General features: G+C 56.4%; 14 protein-coding genes and 1 pseudogene. 6 read left to right on the plus strand and 9 right to left on the minus strand.

Features of this window, described 5'->3' with window-relative positions; translation table 11 throughout:
- Nucleotides 1-215: 215 nt before the first annotated feature.
- The 8 genes from AB1E33_RS17165 to AB1E33_RS17200 all read right to left on the minus strand — a co-directional run bounded on the left by AB1E33_RS17165 (nucleotide 216) and on the right by AB1E33_RS17200 (nucleotide 9,178).
- Nucleotides 216-986, minus strand: a complete 771-nt coding sequence (locus tag AB1E33_RS17165; protein WP_372578495.1) for an SDR family oxidoreductase — start codon at nucleotides 984-986, stop codon at nucleotides 216-218.
- Complete coding sequence (locus AB1E33_RS17170) at nucleotides 983-2,023, minus strand: zinc-dependent alcohol dehydrogenase (RefSeq protein WP_372578496.1); 1,041 nt, start codon at nucleotides 2,021-2,023, stop codon at nucleotides 983-985. The genes AB1E33_RS17165 and AB1E33_RS17170 overlap by 4 nt, the downstream gene beginning before the upstream one ends.
- Entirely contained in the window at nucleotides 2,020-3,120 is a 1,101-nt protein-coding gene (locus AB1E33_RS17175) for a mandelate racemase/muconate lactonizing enzyme family protein (protein WP_372578497.1), read from the minus strand. Before AB1E33_RS17175 ends, AB1E33_RS17170 begins: the two co-directional genes overlap by 4 nt.
- Nucleotides 3,117-4,115 (minus strand): ABC transporter permease, encoded by a 999-nt coding sequence (locus AB1E33_RS17180; protein WP_372578498.1) that lies wholly within the window; start codon nucleotides 4,113-4,115, stop codon nucleotides 3,117-3,119. The genes AB1E33_RS17175 and AB1E33_RS17180 overlap by 4 nt, the downstream gene beginning before the upstream one ends.
- Nucleotides 4,116-4,118: 3 nt before the next feature.
- Complete coding sequence (locus AB1E33_RS17185; RefSeq protein WP_372578499.1) at nucleotides 4,119-5,096, minus strand: ABC transporter permease; 978 nt, start codon at nucleotides 5,094-5,096, stop codon at nucleotides 4,119-4,121.
- A complete protein-coding gene (locus AB1E33_RS17190) occupies nucleotides 5,081-6,616 on the minus strand; it encodes a sugar ABC transporter ATP-binding protein (protein WP_372578500.1) in 1,536 nt (511 codons plus the stop codon). The genes AB1E33_RS17185 and AB1E33_RS17190 overlap by 16 nt, the downstream gene beginning before the upstream one ends.
- Nucleotides 6,617-6,683: 67 nt before the next feature.
- Entirely contained in the window at nucleotides 6,684-7,658 is a 975-nt protein-coding gene (locus tag AB1E33_RS17195; RefSeq protein ID WP_372578501.1) for an ABC transporter substrate-binding protein, read from the minus strand.
- Nucleotides 7,659-7,711: 53 nt separating this feature from the next.
- On the minus strand, nucleotides 7,712-9,178 hold the full coding sequence (locus AB1E33_RS17200; RefSeq protein ID WP_372578502.1) for an aldehyde dehydrogenase family protein: 1,467 nt from the start codon (nucleotides 9,176-9,178) through the stop codon (nucleotides 7,712-7,714).
- Nucleotides 9,179-9,346: 168 nt separating this feature from the next.
- On the opposite strand from AB1E33_RS17200, the gene AB1E33_RS17205 reads away from it, so the two are divergent.
- Nucleotides 9,347-10,447 (plus strand): LacI family DNA-binding transcriptional regulator, encoded by a 1,101-nt coding sequence (locus AB1E33_RS17205; RefSeq protein ID WP_372578503.1) that lies wholly within the window; start codon nucleotides 9,347-9,349, stop codon nucleotides 10,445-10,447.
- 10 nt (nucleotides 10,448-10,457) lie between these two features.
- Nucleotides 10,458-12,071, plus strand: coding sequence for a GMC family oxidoreductase (locus tag AB1E33_RS17210; protein ID WP_372578504.1), 1,614 nt, complete (start codon nucleotides 10,458-10,460; stop codon nucleotides 12,069-12,071).
- Nucleotides 12,072-12,379: 308 nt separating this feature from the next.
- Here AB1E33_RS17210 and AB1E33_RS29600 read toward each other — a convergent pair.
- A pseudogene (locus AB1E33_RS29600) lies at nucleotides 12,380-12,460 on the minus strand (IS6 family transposase); the annotation flags it as partial.
- A 367-nt stretch (nucleotides 12,461-12,827) separates the two neighbouring features.
- Here AB1E33_RS29600 and AB1E33_RS17220 point away from each other — a divergent pair.
- The 4 genes from AB1E33_RS17220 (at nucleotide 12,828) to AB1E33_RS17235 (ending at nucleotide 20,642) form a co-directional block, all read left to right on the plus strand.
- Nucleotides 12,828-13,511 carry an IS6 family transposase gene (locus tag AB1E33_RS17220; protein WP_372578506.1) on the plus strand — a complete coding sequence of 228 codons (684 nt, stop codon included), beginning with the start codon at nucleotides 12,828-12,830 and terminating at the stop codon, nucleotides 13,509-13,511.
- Nucleotides 13,512-13,773: 262 nt separating this feature from the next.
- Nucleotides 13,774-15,264, plus strand: coding sequence for a hypothetical protein (locus AB1E33_RS17225; RefSeq protein ID WP_372578507.1), 1,491 nt, complete (start codon nucleotides 13,774-13,776; stop codon nucleotides 15,262-15,264).
- Between the two features lie 17 nt (nucleotides 15,265-15,281).
- A complete protein-coding gene (locus tag AB1E33_RS17230) occupies nucleotides 15,282-20,144 on the plus strand; it encodes a coiled-coil domain-containing protein (RefSeq protein WP_372578508.1) in 4,863 nt (1,620 codons plus the stop codon).
- Between the two features lie 21 nt (nucleotides 20,145-20,165).
- Complete coding sequence (locus AB1E33_RS17235; RefSeq protein WP_372578509.1) at nucleotides 20,166-20,642, plus strand: hypothetical protein; 477 nt, start codon at nucleotides 20,166-20,168, stop codon at nucleotides 20,640-20,642.
- Nucleotides 20,643-20,888 lie beyond the last annotated feature (246 nt).

The following is a 20,888-nucleotide window of genomic DNA, read 5'->3' on the forward strand; positions in this document are numbered from 1 at the left end:
GCGTGATATCACCCAGTGCCCGACCATAGTGAACCAATCTTGGGCGAACGGCCAAGATGAATCAATGAAACGGGAGATCAAAGGAGCGACGGTCTAACGATATCACCACGACACGCTCGCTCAACTCGAAACGTACGTCACCGACTTCATCGTCGTCTAGATTTCCGCGCACCGACTATAGGCTCTCCAACGCGTCAGGTACTGAAGCTGAATACCTAGCGTCCCATCCACCCACCGTCGACAACCAGGATTTCACCGTTCACGAAGTCCGATGCTGCCGAGGACAGAAATACCACCGGTCCGGCAAAGTCGGCGGGCGTTCCCCAACGCCCTTGGGGCGTGCGTTCGAGGATTGACTTCGCGCGAACTGGATCGTCCTGCAATGCTTGCGTATTGTCTGTGGCGATATACCCTGGGGCAATGGCATTCACATTCACACCCAGTCCAGCCCATTCATTGGCCAACGCTTTAGTTAGCTGTCCAATCCCACCTTTCGAGGCTGAATATCCCGGAACCGTGATCCCACCCTGAAAAGTCAGCAGCGAGGCGGTGAAAATGATCTTGCCCGATCCGCGCGCGAGCATGTCCTTACCGATCTCTCGGGACAGTACGAACTGGGACGACAGGTTGACTTCGATCACCTCGTCCCACCATTCATCCGGATGCTCGGCGGCGAGTTTGCGTTTGATGGTTCCGGCATTATTCACAAGAATGTCCGGAGTTGCTCCGTCCGACCTGAGTTGGTCGATGAACCCACGCAGTGCGGATCGATCGGAAAAGTCGCACCGATAGGCACGGAACGTCCGACCCAATTCTGTGATCGACTTTTCAACCTCGGACCCTGAAAGATCCAGCGAGGCGGACACGCCGATGATGTCGGCACCGGCCGATGCCAAGGCCTCAGCCATGCCCCGCCCGATGCCACGTTTACAGCCTGTCACCAGCGCGGTTTTCCCGGTCAGGTCAAAGCTTTGTAAAACATTCATGAACTGGGACCTACTTTGATGAGGCTTTTCATGGCGGTCGGACTGCGATCCAGCGCATCGAATGCAGCCTGAATGTCCGACAAGGGGCTGACATCTGTGATCACGACATCCGCAGCAACGGCGCCGGAGGCTACGACAGAGACTGCCTTTTCGTAATCTTCCGGCTCATAGACCCTGGCACCGATCAGTTGGAGCTCGCGCCAGAAAAACTGAAACAGGTCGATCTGCGGTTTTTTCGCATGGATAGCAACCATAACAATCCGGGCCCGGGTCGCGGCGACCGCCGTCATTGCATCCACGCCTGGCTGTTTTCCCGATACCTCAAAGACCACATCAGCCCCCTTATCTCGGGTAAGCGCATTTATCGTGCCAACTATATCGGCTTCGGTCGGGTTGATCGTGTCAAAGCCAAGCTTTTTCGCAATCGCCAACCGATTGGGGTTAACTTCGGAAATGACCACGTCACCACCCGCATCGCGGGCGACCATGGCGACCAGGATCCCAATTGGTCCGCCACCGATCACGACCACATCTTCGCCCGGCTGCAATGCAGACAAGCGCACATCATGGCATGCCACCGCAATTGGCTCGATAAGCGCGGCGTGATCCATCCTCAGGTCATCAGGCAGAACGTGCAGCGTATGGGCCGGAACAGTCCACAACTCCTGCATGGCGCCATCCGTATCAAGGCCCAGAAATTTCAGGTTCTGGCATATATGCCTGTGGCCACGCCGACAGGCCGGGCAATTGCCGCAGTGATCCAACGGTCGCACGACAACCTTCTGTCCCGGAGTCACCATATCGACCCCGTCTCCTACCGCCTCGACAATCCCTGACATTTCGTGCCCGATCACCCGGTTCAAGCCGATGCGCGCGTCCATATTGCCGTGGTAGACATGCATATCCGTTCCGCAAATCCCGCAATAGGCGACGCGGATCGTGGCTTGTCCCGGTCGAGGTGGCACGGACTGCGTGTCTTCCACGACAAAACTCTTGTCGCCCCGGTAGAACGCCGCCGAAATCGTTTGGCCCGTCATAGATGCATTTCCTTGTGTTCTGCGTTCAGCTTGTCCCAGTCAAACACCACGCCTGTACCCGGTTTATCCGGAGCAACTGCCAGACAATTTTCCACGACCAACGGGCGGGAGGTGTATTGATCGATTGGAAAAGAATGCACCTCAAGCCAACCTGAATTCGATTGTGCCGAAACCAGACTCACATGGAGTTCCTGCATACCGTGGCTGCAAACGGGTATCCCGTGTTGATGGCTCAGGGCCGCGACCCGCAGCCAACCGGTAATCCCACCGCAATTCGACGCATCCGGCTGGACAAAGCTGAGGCGAGCATCCTCGAACGCGTATTCAAACTCATGGATCGTATGCAGGTTCTCGCCCATCGCCAGCGGCACGCCGGTTTCCAGTGCGATGCGCCCGTACCCCTTGTAATCGTCGGGAATGGTTGGCTCCTCGAACCAAAGAATGTCGGTTTCCGCAAAGCCACGTGCCGCCACAACAGCCTGCTCGACCGTCATCGAATAATTCGCGTCAACCATGAAATAGCGATCGGGACCAAGCATGTCCCGTACAGCCCTGGCACGCGCAAGATCATCGGCCAGATCGGGTTGGCCGGCCTTGATCTTCACCGCGTTAAAGCCGCGTGCCAGATAGCCCTCGGTTTGGGCCAGCAGCTTGTCCAGAGAGAAGTTCAGGTCAATGCCGCCCGCATAGGCCTTGCACCGATCCGACGCGCCTCCGGCCATTTTCCACAGTGGGGCCCCGCGCTCTTTTCCGCGAATGTCCCACAGCGCAATATCTACAGCCGATATCGCAAAGGATGCGATCCCGCCTCGGGCCACGTAATGCACATGCCACTGCATGGCATCGTGTAGTGCCTCGATCTGGCTGGCGTCCTTCCCGATCAGGAACGGTGCCAGATCGTGTTCGACCATCGCCAGAATGGCATGCCCACCTTTGCCGCCGGTATAAGTGTAACCGACGCCTTCCACCCCATCATCCGTTCGGATCGCGACAGTGATCAACTGGAAAAACGTGTGATCGCCGTGCTTGGCATCAACCAGAACTTCGACCAGCGGAACGTTGAAGAGCTGTGCCTCGACAGATGTTATGCGGTTCACGAGCCAATGACCTTTTGTTGCTTCGCGATAACGCGGGATTGCAGAAGAATAACAGCAAATAGAAAGCCGCCTCGTATCACCATCTGCCAATACGCGCTGAAACTGATCGTGCCCTGACCGTTTTCAAAGTTCAGAACATTGAAGACGAGACCAAGAAGCAATGCGCCAGCCACAGTTGCCGGGATCGACCCCATGCCCCCGGTTAAAAGCGTCCCGCCAACGACAACCGACGCGATGGCCGACAGTTCCCATCCGATGCCTTCCAGGGGCTGACCTGCTCCGAAACCGGATGCCAGAATCAGCCCCGCCAATCCTGCGCAGCCTCCCGAAAGCAGGTACACAAACGCCTTGGCGCGATTGACCTTCAGCCCCATGAGGTTGGAGGCATCTTCGCTGCCGCCAATGGCAAGGACGGTTCGGCCGATCGTTGTTTTCTCAAGCACAAGCCAAAGAACCAGCGCCAATCCGGCGACGATGACAATGGCCCATGGGAACAAGCCGAATGCCTGCCCCATGCCGAGTTTGGTGAAGTTCGATCCCCAATCGACCGAAATCGTCTGTGCCCCCGAAATCACCAATGCACCCCCCTTTGCCGCGAGCATCGTCGCCAAGGTCGCTATGAAAGGAGGAATTCGCAAAAGGATGATGCAGAACGCATTAATGGCGCCAAACCCAACACCAGCGAGGATCGCGCCGGGCAGGGCGACCTGTATTCCGTGAGGGCTCAGATAAGCCGCCACGACAGAGGTGAACGCAGCGACAGATCCCACCGACAGATCAATCCCACCGGTCATGATCACAAAGCACATTCCCAAAGCAATCGCGATGAACATGGCGTTGTAATTCAGGAACGACGAAAAGTTATAGGCGCTGCCAAAGTTGTCATATCGCATCAGCCCGAACAGGATCAGCGCACCCAGGGCCACCCAAACCGTGACCGAAGCAGAGTTGCGGCGCAGGTATTTGCGTAGATCAAAAGCTGTTTCATTAAGCATTGATCAGGTCCTCCGAAGCTGCTGCATCCACACGGCGAGGATGATGATTGCAGCCTTTGCGATCAGAGCGACCTCATCCTCTACTCCGTTCGCAAGCAGCGTATATTTTACGAGCTGGATGATCACAGCGCCCAGAATGGCGCCGAAAATTGGCGCTCTGCCGCCTTGCAGCAGCGCGCCGCCGACGACCGCGGCGGCAATCGCGTCAAGTTCCATCAAGTTGCCGTTTCGCGCAGCGTCCGAGGCAGAGTTGATTGCCACTACAATCAGCCCTGCAAAGCCGGATAACACCGCGCAAATAACATAAGCCCCGATCTTTACCCTGCGCACCGGGCCACCGGACAGGAATGCCGCACGTTCGTTCCCCCCGATCGCCAGCAGGTAACGCCCCCAGGTGGTTCTGGTGATCACCCAGAACAGGACACACGCTATCACAAGAGCCAACCAGCCTTGGAACGGCAGGCCTAGGATCTTGCCCGTCCCAAGATAGCTAAAGGACGGGTTCGAGAAGGTCTGCAGGTTCCCGTTGGTGAGGACCTGCGCAATGCCACGGCCAGAGATGAACAGAATGAGCGTTGCGATGATCGGTTGGACGTTCAACACGGCAACCATGACCCCATTGAACACGCCGCACAGCCCTGCCACCAGCAACGGCAGGATGATCGCCAGAGCCACGCCCAAAGCTGGATTTGCCGCTCCGAGGTCGGAAAGGAAGATGAGCGGCGCAAGCGCGCCGGCCAGAGCCATAACCGCGCCCACGGACAGGTCGATGCCACCGGTGGCGATCACCAGCGTCATTCCCATTGCGACGATCGCAATCGTCGCGACCTGGCTGATGTTCACGAACAGGGTCTGCAACTGCAGGAAATTCGGCGTGAACAGCGCATTGAACACCAAAAGCACAACCAGGGCGACGATCCCGCCGTGGAAACGCAAAGGCATCGATGCGACCCGTTTCGGAAGCTTCATTGTGCGTTCCATGTGTCGGCTCCTGCGTCGTGATGCGCGAGGGCGCCCACCAGTATATTCTCTGTGATGCCCGGGTTGGCCAGTTCCGTCACCGAGCGGCCTTCATGCATGACGACGATACGGTCAGCACCTTCCACCAACTCCTCGAACTCGGAGCTGATGAGTACGACACCGAAGCCTTTGTCGACATATGAACGGATAAACGACTGTATCTCGCGTTTTGCGCCCACATCCACGCCGCGGGTCGGTTCATCCAGTATCAGGATGTCGGGTTCGGTCGCCAACCACCGGGCAAGCAGAACCTTCTGCTGGTTACCGCCAGACAGCTCCCGGATGGGTTGATCCATATGAGCGGTCTTGATCCCCAGATCGCTGATGAACGCGTCAACAATCTCGCGCTCACGCTCGAAATCTATCTGTCCGCGTTTGGCCAGTTTAGGCAGCAACGCGAGGGTCATGTTCTCGCGCACGGACATGTCCGGAATGATCCCTTCAGCCTTGCGGTCTTCGGGCAGGAAACCAATCCGCTTTCTGATCGCTTCGCCGGGACCCGAAGGTTGGCCGGGATGGCCATCAAGCTCGATGACCCCGTCTTCAAGCGCGTCCACGCCAAAAAGCGCGCGCGCCGCCTCAGTCCGGCCCGAGCCCAGCAGCCCGCCAAGCCCTACGATCTCGCCGCGATGAAGTGTCAGGTCAAAATGCGTCAACCGGGGCCCGGTCGAGACGTTCTCGGAGCGCAGCAGTATATCGCCCCGCTTTGCCTTGGCCCCGGCAAAATCGGTCATGCCCTCGGCCGCGATCTCGTCCGTGTTCCTGCCAAGCATATCGGCAATCATCTCAAGCTTTTTCGTCTCGCTGACATTGCGGGTGCTGACTGTTCTGCCATCTCGCATGGTGGTGACGCGGTCGCAGATCTGGAAAAGCTCGTCGAGGAAGTGCGACACATACAGAACCGATACGCCCTGATTCCTCAGCTCTCGCACCACGCCAAACAGAACCTCCACCTCACTGGCATCAAGCGAAGAAGTGGGTTCGTCCATGATCACAAGTTTTGCGTCAAGCGACACAGCCCGGGCAATTGCCACAAGCTGTTGAATCGCTGTCGAGAAATTGCCCAGCGGCTCAGTGACATCTATGTCGATCCCAAAGCGCGCAAGGACCTCGAGTGCACGCCTGTTGCCTTCGCGCCAATCTACAAACAGACCTAAGCGCTTGGGCTCATAGCCCATGATGATGTTCTCGGTGACGCTGCGCAACGGAACCAGGTTCAGTTCCTGGTAGATCGTTGCGATCCCCGCTTCCTGCGCGTCGCGGGGGCTGGATATGTCGCTTTCACGGCGTCCAATCACAACGCTGCCGCCGTCCCGGCGGTACACCCCCGTCAGGACCTTGATCATCGTCGATTTTCCGGCGCCGTTCTGGCCAATGAGGGCGTGAACCTCACCTGGTTCGATCTCAAGGCTAGCCTGGCTTAGCGCTGGTACACCCGCAAAAGACTTTTCGATACCCGACATCGAAACAAGAGCGTTCATGATATCTCGAACTCCAAATAATCGCGGGCGGGACCGACGGATTGCCGGCCCCACCCACCAGGGAGGATCAATAAGCCTCGTCGATGTGATCGGCAGCATTGTCCTGGGTGAAGATACGGTCTTCGACCTTTACCCATTCAGGAATCTGTTCCCCTGCCGCGTATTTCTTCATGACCTCGCACGCCAGCGGCCCAAAGAACGGTGAGCTTTCAACCGTCACTCCCATCTTGCCGTCAATGACGGCCTGCAGGGCGTCGCGTGTTCCGTCTATGGACACGATCGTCACGTCCTCTCCCGGTTTCCGGCCAGCCAGTTCCAGCGCCTGGATCGCCCCAATCGCCATCTCGTCATTATGCGCGTAGACCACGTTTACGTCGGGATGCGCCTGCAGCAGCGTTTCCATAACCTGACGCCCAAGGTCGCGGGCAAAATCGCCGGTCTGCGAAGCAACAATCTCAAAGCGGTCATCCGCCGCAATGGCATCGTCAAAGCCCTTTTTGCGATCATTTGCGGGCGAGGAACCGGTCGTGCCCTCAAGTTGAACGATGATGCCCTTGTCGCCATCAAAGTTCTCCATCAGCCAACCGGCTGCACGGTTTCCCTGATCGATGAAGTCCGACCCGAGGAATGCAACAAAGTGTTCGCCGGGCTTGGCAACCGCTGGGTCCACCGAGCGGTCAACGAGGAAGGTCGGAATGCCCGCGGCACGCGCTTTCATCACGGCCGGGATCAAAGGCTTTTCCTCTCGCGGCGGCAAGAAAAGAACATCGATCCCTTGGGCGATCATGCTGTCGACATCGGCCACCTGCTTGGCCGCTGATCCCGCCGCATCCGTTGCAATCAGATCCCAGCCGCAGGCTTCGGCGGTATCATGAAACGACTTGGTTTCCGCAATCCGCCAGGGGTTGTTCGACTCCATCTGCGCAAATCCGACCCGGTAGCGTTCTTTCTGTTCCAGGGGCGGCAAATCCTGAGCCAGCGCCGTGGTCCCCAGGAGTGCACCGGCGATAACCGATGTGATCAAAAGATGTCTGCGTTTCATAGTTTTCCTCCACTAATGGTGCGGTCTCCTCCGTTTGACCGCGGATTATCAGGTCATGCCCAATTCATGTAAGTTGTCTGCTTTCTGAGATAGCCGTCGAAGCCATATGCACCGTCTTCGCCGCCAATGCCCGACAAGTCCCAACCGGTATGAAACCCCTGGACCGCTTCGCCATTGGCGCGGTTGAGATAAAGTTCGCCGAATTTCAGGCGGCGCGGCGCCTCCATCAGCCGTTGATGATTGGAGGTAAACAAATACGCCGAAAGCCCGAAGGACGTGTCGTTTGCAAGCGCGATAGCTTGATCAAAGTTGTCAACACGCATGGCCGGAACGACGGGGCCAAAGACCTCTTCTTGCATGATGGCGTTATTGTTGTTGGTGACTTCAAGCACGGTCGGAGACATCCAGTGACCTCTTTCGTGGTCACCGCCGTTCAGCGGGCCGCCGGATAGAAGCACCTTTGCGCCCCCGGCGACGCTTCGATCCACTATCTCTGCGGCCTTCGCCACTTCGACTGCGCTAACCTTTGGACCAATGTCGTGATCGGCCATCGGATCCCCGATCGTCAGGGCTCTGGACGCCGTGACGAATTTCTCAAGGAATTGTTCGGCGATGGCGCGATGCAGATACATGCGCTCGTTACAGGTGCATATCTGGCCGCAGTTTGTGTAACGCGCGACCACTGCCGCCTCGACAGCCGAATCAATGTTTGCGTCTTCCATTACGATGAACGGCGCCTTTCCCCCCAACTCCAGGCGAACCACTTTGATCTGATCGGCCGCAGTTCGGAATATTTCGCGTCCGGCGCGCGTGCTTCCGGTCATTGTCACCAGGGCTGTGTCGGGATGTTCAACCAGCCTCTGACCAACAACGGGCCCTCTTCCAGTAACAACATTCAGAACCCCGGGTGGGATGCCAACTTTGTCAGCCAGTTCAGCAATTGCGAGTCCGGAAAGGGGGGTGACTTCATGGCCCAGCAAAACGATCGTGTTCCCGGCAACCAGCGCCGGACCGATCTTTCGAGCAGCGAGTGCAAGCGGATAGTTCCAGGCCGTTAGGGCAACAACTACGCCGTAGGGGTGTCGCCTGATCTGAATTTCCTCTGACCGGTTATCCGACGTCATGATGTCGCCAGTAATTCTGCGCGCTTCTTCAGCGGCGTAACGCAGGAACGTAACAGCCGCAACCACTTCTCCTTTGGCCTGCGATATTGGCTTGCCCTGTTCTGAAGTGACCAAGATTGCCAGCCGCTCAGTGTCCAGTTCGATCGCATCTGCGAGGGCTGCAATAGCTTTCCCGCGCTCAATGGCAGGTCGCGCTGCCCACGCTGGAAAAGCGTCCTTTGCGGCAGCAACTGCCATGTCCGCGTGCACTGCATTTCCATCAGGGACACATGCTATGACGGCCTCGGTCGCGGGGTTTTCCACTGTTACGACCGAGTCATTCAGTTCAATGAACCGACCGCCGATATACATCGACCGCTGATCCTTGTTTTCGACAATGCCCGACGCTGGCTGCATTGCCCGCCCTCCCTTCTTGCGATGAGTGAGTCGCAATACGACTGTCACGGCTAATTCGTGGCATTAATATTATCCGCTCGTCAACACTAATATTACTTTTTCTGGCTAATATTAGTTGCGCACCTTGTGTTCAGAGGTTACTAATGTCGGAAGGAATCGGGTTGCCAGATGAATGAACAAGCAAAAAAATCAAGTCAGCACAGAGGCGTTGGGAAAGTTGCCGGTCGGCAGCGGGTAACTATGCATGACATCGCGCGGGTGGCAGGATGCTCACAAACAACGGTGTCTCTTGTTCTTAACAAGAATGACTCGGTCAAGATTTCAGAGGACACAAAAACACGAGTTCTCGATGCTGCCAAGACGCTCGGCTATTCGGTACCCAATCAAAACACCAAACCCAGCACAAAAGAACGCAGGTCGACGATTCTTGATGATGCTATCGCCTTTGTTGTGGATGATCTGGCAAGCAGTCCCGAAATGGTCAACGCATTCAACGGCGTTAAGCAAGCCGTGCGGGAGACTGGAAACCTTGTGCTCCTGGCTGAAACCCAGAACGACCCGGAGGTTGAGCCAAGTACGTTGCAGTTCTTTTTGGACCAGAAAGTCGCCGGCATAATCTACGCCACTGTATTTACCCGCCGCGTGGTTGTGCCGGAACTACTCCGCCAAACCGCCACACCGGTCCTTTTGCTAAACTGTTTCTCCGAAGATCTGTTGTTTCCAGCGGTCATCCCCGGGGAAATCGCCGGAGGGCATTCAGCAACCAATGCTCTGATCAGAGCCGGTCATGAGCGCATCGCGACGATCACCGGAGAGCCATTCATGGAATGTGCTGCGGGGCGGACAACGGGCTATCGCAACGCTTTGGCTTCCGCTGACATCCCGTTCGACGAAGATCTGGTCGTAGAAGGAAATTGGCTTCCAAGCGCGGGCTATGCCGCCACACAAAAGTTGATGGGCCTTTCGAACCCGCCTACTGGCATTTTTTGTCAAAACGACAGAATGGCAATCGGATGCTACGAGGCTCTAAAAGAACTTGGATTGGCAATTCCGGAAGATGTGTCTGTCATCGGCTTCGATGATGATGAGACAGCTCGCCATTTGTCGCCACCGCTGACATCGATGATCTTGCCGACTCGTGCGATGGGCCGTTGGGTGATTGAACAATTGTTTCATGGCCCAACCGGAGATCAAAGACACCCTTTGGTAAAGCTGGAATGCGAACTGGTGGAACGCGACTCGATCACCCAACCCAAAACGCGTGGCTAAGGGCAATGTCATGAACGAAACTTTCGATCATATCGTCATCGGAGGCGGTTCGGCCGGTGCTGCTGCGGCTGGAAGACTGGCGGGGGATGGCAAGCATCGCGTGCTTGTTCTGGAAGCCGGGCACTCCAACTGCCACCCGCTTCTTGATATGCCACCAGGTATTTTCAAGATGATCAATGGCTCAAAATTCATGCGGTATCACCGAACCGAGCCTCAGGATCATCTGGATGGCCGGGTTCATGACATTCCACAGGGACATGTCCTGGGGGGTGGGTCATCCGTCAACGCACAAGTTTATATGCGTGGTCGACCCTCAGATTACGAAGCCTGGGACGACATGCTGCGTCAAAGCAACGATGGCGTGGGTTGGGGATGGGACGACGTATTGCCCTATTTCATCAGAATGGAAGACAACAATCGCTTTGCCAATGATCTCCATGGCACTGAAGGACCGCTACTAGTTTCGGACCCTGGGCATATTGATGACATGTCCCGATGGTTTGTGCAGTCCGTCCAGACGCTTGGCGAACCGTTCAACCCCGACTTCAATGGACCAACCCAGCGCGGGGTGGGCTTCTACCAATTTACCAATCGCACCGGTCGGCGTAGTTCATCCGCATACGCCTTCCTCAGCCCTTTGAGCTCGAGCCCCGCTCTGACTGTGCGCCTTCATTCAGAAGTCAGCAAGATCATCATCGAAAAAGACCGGGCTGTGGGCGTCGAATATCGCGACAAGACGGGAAAACATAGAGTGCACTGCGACGGTGAAGTCATAATTGCCGCTGGTGCGCTGGTCACGCCCAAGATCCTATTGCTTTCGGGAATCGGGCCAGAAAAGGATTTGGCGTCTCATGAAATTAATATCGTCTGTTCGTCGCCGGGCGTCGGCCAGAATCTGATAGACCATCCCGAAGTCCCAATTACCGCATTTGCGAACGGTCCCTACGGGTATTTCAAACAAGGCAACGGATGGCGGATGCTGCGCAACGGCATCCAGTTCAAGCTATTCGGCAGCGGCCCCGTCACATCCGCCGGGGTGGAAGCCGGAGCATTCGTCAATCCGGCAAACCCCGAAAAAGAACCAACGATTCAGGCATTCTGTGTTCCCATTGTCTATCTTGACCGCGATGCACTTGATGAAGTGCAGGACGGTTATGGCCTTACTGTTACCACCGTTGTGGTCAAGCCCAAGTCCCGAGGCGAAGTCCGCCTTCGTTCCGCTGATCCCAGCGCTATGCCCTGTGTCTCACCAAATCTCCTCAAACACGAAGACGACATGTCTGAAATGATCCGCGGCCAAAGGTTCTTCCGCAAAGCGTTTTCAACCGGTCCTCTGGCAAAACGCACCAGAGAGATCGTGATACCAACAGCGGATGACGATGAAACGCTCCGCGCCCACTGCAAGCGCTTCGTGAAGACAAACTATCATCCGGCGGGAACTGCCAGGATGGGCCAGGATGGCGACGCCATGGCCGTACTCGACGCACGAATGCGCGTACGTGGTATCGAAGGGTTGCGGGTGTGCGACATGTCAGCTGTTCCAGACATAAATGCTGGCAACACAAATGCGCCTGCAATGATGCTCGGAGAAAGATGCGCTGACCTTGTTCTGAAAAAAGTATGAACAAAAACATGGATCTGAAGAGCCGTGTGTGGATCTGTCGCGGCTTTGTCGTTAACTTTTTGACTTGATTGCCTGGTGCACCCCCTACCGACATGATGTATGTGAGAATTTGTGGAGCAAGTGCACAATTTGATCGCGTTCAAAGGTTACGATCTACCAAAGCAAGCCATTCTTCATGCGGTATTTTTCCACCTGCGATACTCGGTCTCCCTTCGAGATCTGGAGGAGATCCTGGCCAAGCGCGGCGTCGCGGTCGATCACGCGAAGCTCAGCATATGGGTAGTGAAATTCTCTCCCTTGGCTCCTGTCGAGGTGCAAAAGCGAACGTAGAAATAGACCGCGTACAGGATCACCGATTGCGGATAGTGCGCACCTTTGAAATTTATCACCGGACATTCCCGAATAGCGTTACAGACCAAGCACCAGTTGGATCAAACCGGGCGAAGTTGCAACCTACCGACGACCGTGTTGCGCGGATCATAAGTGAGGCGAGATTGCCCCAAACCCCAAAACTTTAGAAGACGCGTTGATATTCCGCACGACCGAGAGATGTCATGCGGTTGAGTGCCTTTGATGCAATCTTCGCTTCGGCTATTTGACGGTCGAAGTCACGTGCTTGCAGGCAATCACCGATAACTTGTTTCCATCTACCGATCTGGGCTTCAACTGGATGTGTCGCAAACTTCGATGCCCGATTGACGGGCACGCCGGATCTGGCGTTTGTTCCCGCCGAATAGTTTTCGAACAGGTTTCGACATGATCTCATTGAAAGGCTGTCACTTCCCCAAAGACGCAGTTTTGTACGCTGTTTTTTTCTATCTGCGGTACACAGTGTCGTATCGGGATTTGGAAGAAATCATGGCTGAACGAGGCGTGCAGGTGGACCACGCCACTCTCAATAGGTGGGTTGTTAAGTATTCACCGATGATCGCTGTGAACGCGCAATCGAAGAAGCGACCAACGCTGAGTTCCTGGCGCATGGACGAGACATACGTTCGTGTTCGCGGCAAATGGATGTACCTTTATCGGGCCGTCGACAAAGCTGGAAATACCCTTGATTTCATGCTGTCTGAGCGGAGGAACCGTCCAGCAGCAGCTAGTTTCTTTGCCAAAGCGCTGTCTTCTAATGGAATTCCAGAAAAGATCGTTATCGACAAAAGTGGAGCTAATGCGGCGGGCATTCGAGAAGTGAACAAAATCCTTAATCGGTTTGGCTGCTCAACCAAAATCCAAACGGTCAGGTCCAAGTATTTGAACAACCTGATCGAGCAGGATCATAGGTTCATCAAGCGTCGCATACGGCACATGTGTGGGTTCAAATCGTTCAGATCCGCCTCGGCTACTCTGGACGGCATTGAGGTCGCCAACATGATCCGAAAGCAGCAATTCTCCAACACTACCACGTCGGGCTTTCGGCTGTTTGCCGAGATCGCAGGATAGGTGTGTCCGGTAGGTCGCTGGCGCTGGCCGTTCCAAAAGTTTGCGACACATCCACTTTGCAACAGGTCCCCTTGGTCTCATTTCTGATCGGGTCATCACGGACAAGCTCCAGTCACAATGGATGGCCCGATTGCCAAAAACTGTTTTGCCGCCCGAATCCGCGTCTCTCGCGGTAAAGTTGATTTCAACTGGCTTGATTTGAGACGGCGGATGTCGGAGACTCTAGGCACACCTACTTGATAGCACTGTTGGAGACGGATTCATGTCTGACTTTGCGGTTTCTGGCGGTGCTCTGAAAAAATTGGTGACGCTCGCCCGCAAAACCTCACTCTCGTTCGCTTTCAATCCGGGAAAAGGGCCCGACGAGCACATGTTCGGATTGGATAAGCGCAAGGCCCCCGATTTGGTTGGCCGGTCGGTCAAGAAATCAGGGCCGGGTGCCAAGGCCGCCTTTGGGACATGTTCTGTCGATGGCAAGTTGATGACTCTGGTTTGCGAAGAACCGCTGCCGACGATGGCAAAGAAGCTGAAGGCGTTTCTAAAGCTCAACGGTGCGCCTCTTGACGTTCAGGTTCTGGGACCGGACGGTTCGGTGTTCGAGTCGGACATCGATGACGGCGACGGCGATGGCACCAAACCAGCGATCCTCGAAGAGACCGCACCCGCCGACAAACCATCCGCATCTGCAGGAGGTCCTGAACCGGCCGTTTCCTCGCTTGACGCGCGCGCGCTGGCACTGCGGTTCAAGGCGCTGCAACCACAGATTCAGGCGGTTTCCGACCCTCAACGCGCCAAGCTGTCCGCCGCGATGATGCAGGCCGCCGCGTTGATGAAAGGCGGCAAACTGACAGCGGCGGCGGGATTGCTGGACAAGCTGGACCAGGCTTTGGCCTGCGTTACGCAAAGCGATGGTGATCAGGTCCAGCACGGAGCGGCAGATCCGAAGCTTGAAAAGCTGCGACAGGCGCATGCCCGGCTGACTGAGCTTGTGGGTGCGCATCGTGATGAAGCGGTGAAAGGCAAACTGAGACAGGCGCTTCAGAAGATCGGGCAAATGCTCGATTCAGGGCATAGTGAAGCGTCTGCAAAGGGCATCAGGTCGGTGCAGGCGGCGCTGCAAAAAGTCAGCCCTGCCGCGCAGGACGCTGCCGTTCCAGAACCACCACCTCCTCCACCGATCAATGTGACCGCGTTGCATGGGCGGCTCAAGGACTTGGCCGGTCAGATCGCGACGGTCGAGGGGATTGATGCTCCAAAACGCAAAACCCTAATCGCGATGGCACAAGACGGCAGTGCTGCGCTGAAAGCCCAAGACCCGGACAAGGCCATCACCCATATTGCGGAGTTGCGCGAAGCGCTACAGCCGGTTCAGGTCGGAATTCCGCTGACCCTGCCGATCTGGCGTAATGCCAAGGACGACACGAATGACCAGCTTGGTCAATTGCAAGATGCGATGAAGAACAGTGGCGTGCCGCTCCTTGAACGCATAGCGGACGTGGGTCTGAACAGTGCCACAGAAACCCGGCTGGTCGCCTTACAGGTTGGATTGTTGGAGGTTGACGCGGCAGCGGACGCCGACACGCGAACCAAGGCCGAGCAGACGCTGCGCGCCGCCATGCAGAATATGCGCAGTTTCGTCGAAACCAGCCCGATCCTGCCGTTGCTGGACGCCAATCCTCTGAAAGTGCCTCTGAAAATCAGGGTGACGTTGACCAACGCTTTGGATGAGATTGATCGCGCACTGGCTGCCTGATCGGAAAGGCTTTCGCCATGCCGAACAACAACAACAACGAAAACGAAAACGGCACCGAGGAAAATGAAAACCCTCCGTCCGATTACGTGGATTGGGGGAAGGCGCTGGCTCCTCACTACGGCGTGTCTTTGAGCAAAGGCGGAGGCTCTCAGCAGGATCAACAAAGCCGAGGGACAGACCGCGACGACAATGAAGACAGCGAGGACGACGAAAACTTTCCACCGCCCAAAGATCACGGCGCGGATGAGAACGAAGCAGGCAACGAGGGAGACCAAGACGAGGACAAACGTGATCCTGACGAACCCGAAGATGATGACCCGGAAGAAAAAGAAGCGGACAATTTGCGCGAGCAACTGCATCGCCGCGTTCGCGCTGTCGTTCCGGAAAAATCAACCAGCGAGGATGTAGTGCCGGGGTCGGATCCTGCCGAACTCATCAGTCTTATTCTGCAGGCCGAAGATCTGTTGGCAAAAATCGCAACCGCCGATCTGCAAACCCTACGGTCCTACGCGGGAAACGATGTGCCCGCGGTCGAAGATGAAGTCGCGGAAATCAAACAAAAGGTTGCCAGCCGAAACCACGAGGCCGACCGTATCCGGAATGAAGAAGCCCACATATCTGTGCCGGAAACGGCGCATGACAGCGAAAAACGGCGGCTCGAAGAAGCTCGAAAGAAGGTCACGGATCTGCTTGCAGTTCAACCCTTGACGGATGAGGCCCTTACGAAGGCTGATGCTGCGTTAACAGCTGCGAAGAATGTCGCGTCTGAAATCGAAACCGATGTGAATCGCCGGCTAGAGAACCACCGGAAAATTTCCGAAGAACTGTCCGGGATAGAGTTGGACGCCGGTGCGAATGACGAAGATAGACAGGCCTTGACGGAGGCGCGGGAGAAGGTTGCGAACACGCTGGCCGAGACGCCACTGACCGATCAGGTGCTGACGGACGCCGCCTTGGCACTGGAGGAAGCCAGGAAACGGGCCGAACGTATCCGGGAAGCGGTGCAAAAACGTCAGGAAGAAAGACAGCGGATCATTTCCGAGGCTGAACAGCTTGAGGAACATGCCGATGCCGATGAGGACGAAAAGTCGACGCTGGCTGAAGCGCGGGAGAAGGTTGCGAACACGCTGGCCGAGACGCCACTGACCGATCAGGCGCTGGCGGAAGCCGCCGTAGCACTGGAGGAAGCCGAGGTTCTGGCCGAACGTAACCGGGAAGCGGTGCAGAAACGTCAGGAAGAAAAACGGCGGATCATTTCCGAGGCCGAACAGCTTAAGGATCATGGTGATGCCGATGAGGACGAAAAGTCGACGCTGGCTGAAGCGCGGGAGAAGGTTGCGAACACGCTGGCCGAGACGCCACTGACCGATCAGGTGCTGGCGGAAGCCGCCGTAGCACTGGAGGAAGCCGAGGTTCTGGCCGAACGTATCCGGGAAGCGGTGCAGAAACGTCAGGAAGAAAAACGGCGGATCATTTCCGAGGCCGAACAGCTCGAGGATCATGGTGATGCCGTTGAGCAGGAAAAGACTGCGCTGGCTGAGGCCCGGGATAAGGTTGCGAACAAGCTGGCTGAAACGCCGTTGATACAGACAGTATTGGATGATGCTCAATCGCTGCTGGAACAAGCAAAACAGAAAGCACGTGATCTGAGCGAAGCCGCCCAAATCCGACGCGACACTCACGATCAGATCCAAAGAGATGGCGAACATGTCGAGGTTGTCGGGATTCTGGCAGATCAGCTTGAAATGCTGAAAACCGCGCGCGAAGAGCTGGCTTTCGAGCTTTCCAAAGATGTGACAAAGGAAAACAACGAAGCCGCGCAATCCAAGCTTGAAGAGTTGCAAAAGATCGCGACCAGTGTTTCGGATGAATTGGCTGTTCTGGGTGATGCCAAGGGCATCCAAGACCTTTGCGACGCGGCTGGTGTCACACACGATAAATATCAGGAGTTAGAAGACGGCTTGGGCAACCGGAGAGAAATGCTGGCATGCCGCGCCGTATTTTCTGCGACAGAGCTTGGAGGTCTGTGCAAAGACCTAGGCGGTGCCGACAAGCTTGGGGCACTGATCAAAGAATTGGGCGATGCTGAAGAGTTGCAGAAATTACTGAGCGAGCTTGGCGGGAAGGACGCTCTGCTCAAACTTTTCAACGACACCAATTTGGATGACAAAGAGATCAAGAAGCTTTGCGCCGATCTGGAACCCAAGCTGGTGGCTGATATGTTGGGTGCCGGTGTCAGTGCAAAGGACATCGAAAAACTACATGCGGCCATCGGCGACAAAGTCGGTGATTTCAAAACTCTGGCCAAGGATGCAGGGCTGAGCGCCAAACCAAAGGCCATGATGGCGTTGTTCACGACTGGATGCGAGGGCGATTCCAACAAGTTTCAGGCCCTTTGCACCAGTTTCTCCGGAGACGAGGACGCCGACAATCTCAAACGCGCAAACCTCAAAGGTCTTGTTGACAAAGGCGGGATGGGGGATGCGCCCGAGGCATTTGGGGAACTGCTGGCTACCGGATGCGATGGCGATCCGGCCAAACTGATCGATCTTGGTGGCGCCTTTGATACCGATGAAAAGCGCGATGGGATGAAGCGGATGTTGTCCGATGGCGGACTGGCCGGCAGGACAGCACCGCCTCCATTGGCGGATAAGGAGATTGACGCCAAATGTCTGGCGATGATGCTGAAACACGCTGCCGGGCCCGCACCGCACGGGTTTGCCGACAATGACGCGAGGCGCCGCTCCGACGCGCTTGCAAAACTGTTCACCAACATGGACGAAGACGGATGCAAGGATCTCAGACTTGCTCTGAGCGACGGCGGATTGGGTCAGGCGCCGGAAGCTTTGGGCCACGCCATTGGCATCGGCTGCGGTGGCGATGCGGCACAGCTTACGGCCTTCGCAGGTGCCTTCAAGGTCAACCCGGGTCCGAATAAGTTGAAGCAATTGCTGACGGATGGCGGGTTAAAAGGTAAATCCGGCCCGCTGGCGTCCGGAGATATCGATCCGAAATGCCTGGGTCAAATTCTGAAACATGGCGCAGGCCCAACCCCAGCTAATGCCAATACCCGAATGGGTAAGATGGCCGATTTGATCAATGGGCTGGAAAAGGGCGATTGCGAAACCCTCAAGGATGTGCTGGGCGAAGGCGGTCTGGGTCAGGCGCCCGAGCCTCTGGGCCATCTGATCGGTGTCGGGTGTGATGGCAATCTCGCCAAGCTGAAGGCGACGATCGGCGCGTTCGATGACAAGCCCAAGCGCGAGGGGTTGGCGAAGATGCTGAAGAAGGGCGGGCTGGATAGCAGCGTTGTGGGCGTCGATGGCAGGCCTAAGGTCGATCCAACCTGTCTGGCGCAACTGCTCAAACACAGTGGCGGCCCGCGTCCCGACGCAGCGGTTGATCCCGAGGATACCCGTCGTGCAAAGGCGCTGGCGGTTTTGTGCGACGGTATGGGAAATATTGAGTGCGATGCGCTGAAAGAGGTGCTGGAGGACAGCGGCCTGGGCAATGACCCTGTGGTGTTGGGGCATCTTGTGGGCATTGGCTGCAAGGGAGACGGCGCCAAACTTGGGGCATTGACAACTGAACTGACCAAGGGACAAAACAAGAGCAACCTGACCGATTTGCTGCAGAAGGGTGGTCTGGGCACCCGGGACGATGCGAATAAACCCACGGGAACCAGTGCAAAATGTCTGGGCAGCCTATTCGAGCCGGGTTGTGATGGCGATCCCGCCGAATTGATCAAGCTGATGAAGGGGCTGAGCGATACAACGGCCAACCCCAACGCGCTGAGCGATCTGAAGGGTGTGATGACCACCGGCGTGCTGGGGCACCATCCCGAGGTCCTCGGGTCGCTCTACAAGCACGGTTGTCTGGATGATTCCACCGGTCCAGTGGACGGGGCCGGAGCGAAGGACCCGCAGATCCTGATCGACATGGTGGGCGAATTCCGGGGCGATACCGAGGCGGCCAAATTCAATGACTTGCTGACAGCGGGCGGGTTTGCCAAGCGCGGCAAGGCCAATATTGGTGGACGCGACATCCACCGTGACCGACTGGCCAGCGTCATGCGTTACGGGTTCACGCCCAAAGGCGGCACGAAGCCGGATGGAAAGAAGCTCAAAGAGCTTTATAACGCCTTCAAGAACAATGCGGGCGATCATCTGGGTGATCTGGATTCGATGCTGGATGCGATGGAGACCGCCGAGGATTGGATTCTGGAGGAGTCGAAGGCGAAGGAGCCCAACCAGCCTGGCAAAGGGATGCAAAACGTAGTCTGCGCGCCAGGCCATGGCGGCAACGTGACCCATTTGCACAGCAAGTTCTTCACCCAGCTCGATCAGCGCGCCAATGACCCAACCGCGGGCGGTCCCGCTAACGTTCCAAGGCTCAGTCAAGACGAACTGATCCAGCATGCCGCTTCGCTCGAACACGATACCACGCATCCTCCGCGAACCTCGGTTACACCGACCGGCGGTGTCGCGACAGAGGTGCGTTTGGATCACATCGTCGAACGGCATACGCGCAAGCACTGCAACTTCACTCTGAGCCCACCGAACAACAACTCGCCCGTCACGCTTTATCCCAGAGGCACCGATGTCACAAATATCGAGGGAAAAGTCAAAGGGGCGTTGGAACATTTGGCGAATCCACAGCCACTTGACGAAACCGCGTTGAACAACGGCGGTACCTATTCCTACGAAGACAATGTAAATGATGGTAACGGTGGGACGGCGAAGATTGGTTTCAACAAGGATCCGAATTCGGGCGCCAATCCGCAGGCAGCTTGGGTTGGCCAATTTTTTCCTCGCGGCGGTACAAATGTCCTACAAATCAAGAACCTCGATATGCACGGGATGAAAGATGCACTCACGTAAAACAACAGAAGGGACCGATCTATGATGGACCAACCCGTTTCGGTGACGTTGTTCATTTTTGTCCCACCTGATGAGATAGTGCCCGAGGCCGAACTGGCTGGGTTCGAACGATCCCGGCTTGATGTCAGTTACCAGCAGGAGGGCAGCCTGCAGATTTCAACGCGTGAGGTCATGGTGGACATCAGTGATGCCTTGCAATGGATGGTGCCGGCCCTGTGCTTCGACGGGATCGTCGCGCTGCGAAAATCGGGCGAATACACCTTGGATCTCTTCGCCTCTGACGAGAAGATCGCAATGCAGCGAAATGGAGATGAGATCGAATTGAAAGGTGAATATATCGAGCCGAAGGTCTTTCCGGCTGGCGCGTTCGAAGCGGCGATGATCGAGGCAGGGAGGCGCTACTTGGCGCTCTCGGTGCGGCTGTGGCCTGACCGATCCGAGTCAGAAGTCCAGAACCTTAACGAGCGCGCTTCGGCTGCGGGAGCGACCGTACCTTGAGGGGACGTTGTTGCATGTGTGGATAGGGCTTGTTGCACGGATGATCTGGAGCTCGGAACGCGCCCTACCCGAGACGGAATTCAGGCGGTGCGTTCGAAACTTGGGCGACCAAGGCCGGTCATCCGGTTGAGAACTCGGACGCCGATCCCGGCTTCTGTTTTCGGCTTTGATGGCTCCATCCCCAAAACCTATCAGATGAGAAAACAGGGGATGTCCATTCCATCAAAGCCGTTGTCGGATCTCTTT

The organism is Ruegeria hyattellae (assembly GCF_041537925.1).
In the GTDB taxonomy this organism is placed as follows: Bacteria; Pseudomonadota; Alphaproteobacteria; order Rhodobacterales; family Rhodobacteraceae; genus Ruegeria_C.

What these genes read in the sequence shown, in the direction of transcription:
- AB1E33_RS17165 (WP_372578495.1), bottom strand. Translation starts at nt 986, where the DNA reads ATGAATGTTTTACAAAGCTTTGACCTGACCGGGAAAACCGCGCTGGTG.
- AB1E33_RS17170 (WP_372578496.1), bottom strand. Translation starts at nt 2,023, where the DNA reads ATGACGGGCCAAACGATTTCGGCGGCGTTCTACCGGGGCGACAAGAGT.
- AB1E33_RS17180 (WP_372578498.1), bottom strand. Translation starts at nt 4,115, where the DNA reads ATGCTTAATGAAACAGCTTTTGATCTACGCAAATACCTGCGCCGCAAC.
- AB1E33_RS17185 (WP_372578499.1), bottom strand. Translation starts at nt 5,096, where the DNA reads ATGGAACGCACAATGAAGCTTCCGAAACGGGTCGCATCGATGCCTTTG.
- AB1E33_RS17190 (WP_372578500.1), bottom strand. Translation starts at nt 6,616, where the DNA reads ATGAACGCTCTTGTTTCGATGTCGGGTATCGAAAAGTCTTTTGCGGGT.
- AB1E33_RS17195 (WP_372578501.1), bottom strand. Translation starts at nt 7,658, where the DNA reads ATGAAACGCAGACATCTTTTGATCACATCGGTTATCGCCGGTGCACTC.
- AB1E33_RS17200 (WP_372578502.1), bottom strand. Translation starts at nt 9,178, where the DNA reads ATGCAGCCAGCGTCGGGCATTGTCGAAAACAAGGATCAGCGGTCGATG.
- AB1E33_RS17205 (WP_372578503.1), top strand. Translation starts at nt 9,347, where the DNA reads ATGAATGAACAAGCAAAAAAATCAAGTCAGCACAGAGGCGTTGGGAAA.
- AB1E33_RS17210 (WP_372578504.1), top strand. Translation starts at nt 10,458, where the DNA reads ATGAACGAAACTTTCGATCATATCGTCATCGGAGGCGGTTCGGCCGGT.
- AB1E33_RS17220 (WP_372578506.1), top strand. Translation starts at nt 12,828, where the DNA reads ATGATCTCATTGAAAGGCTGTCACTTCCCCAAAGACGCAGTTTTGTAC.
- AB1E33_RS17225 (WP_372578507.1), top strand. Translation starts at nt 13,774, where the DNA reads ATGTCTGACTTTGCGGTTTCTGGCGGTGCTCTGAAAAAATTGGTGACG.
- AB1E33_RS17230 (WP_372578508.1), top strand. Translation starts at nt 15,282, where the DNA reads ATGCCGAACAACAACAACAACGAAAACGAAAACGGCACCGAGGAAAAT.
- AB1E33_RS17235 (WP_372578509.1), top strand. Translation starts at nt 20,166, where the DNA reads ATGATGGACCAACCCGTTTCGGTGACGTTGTTCATTTTTGTCCCACCT.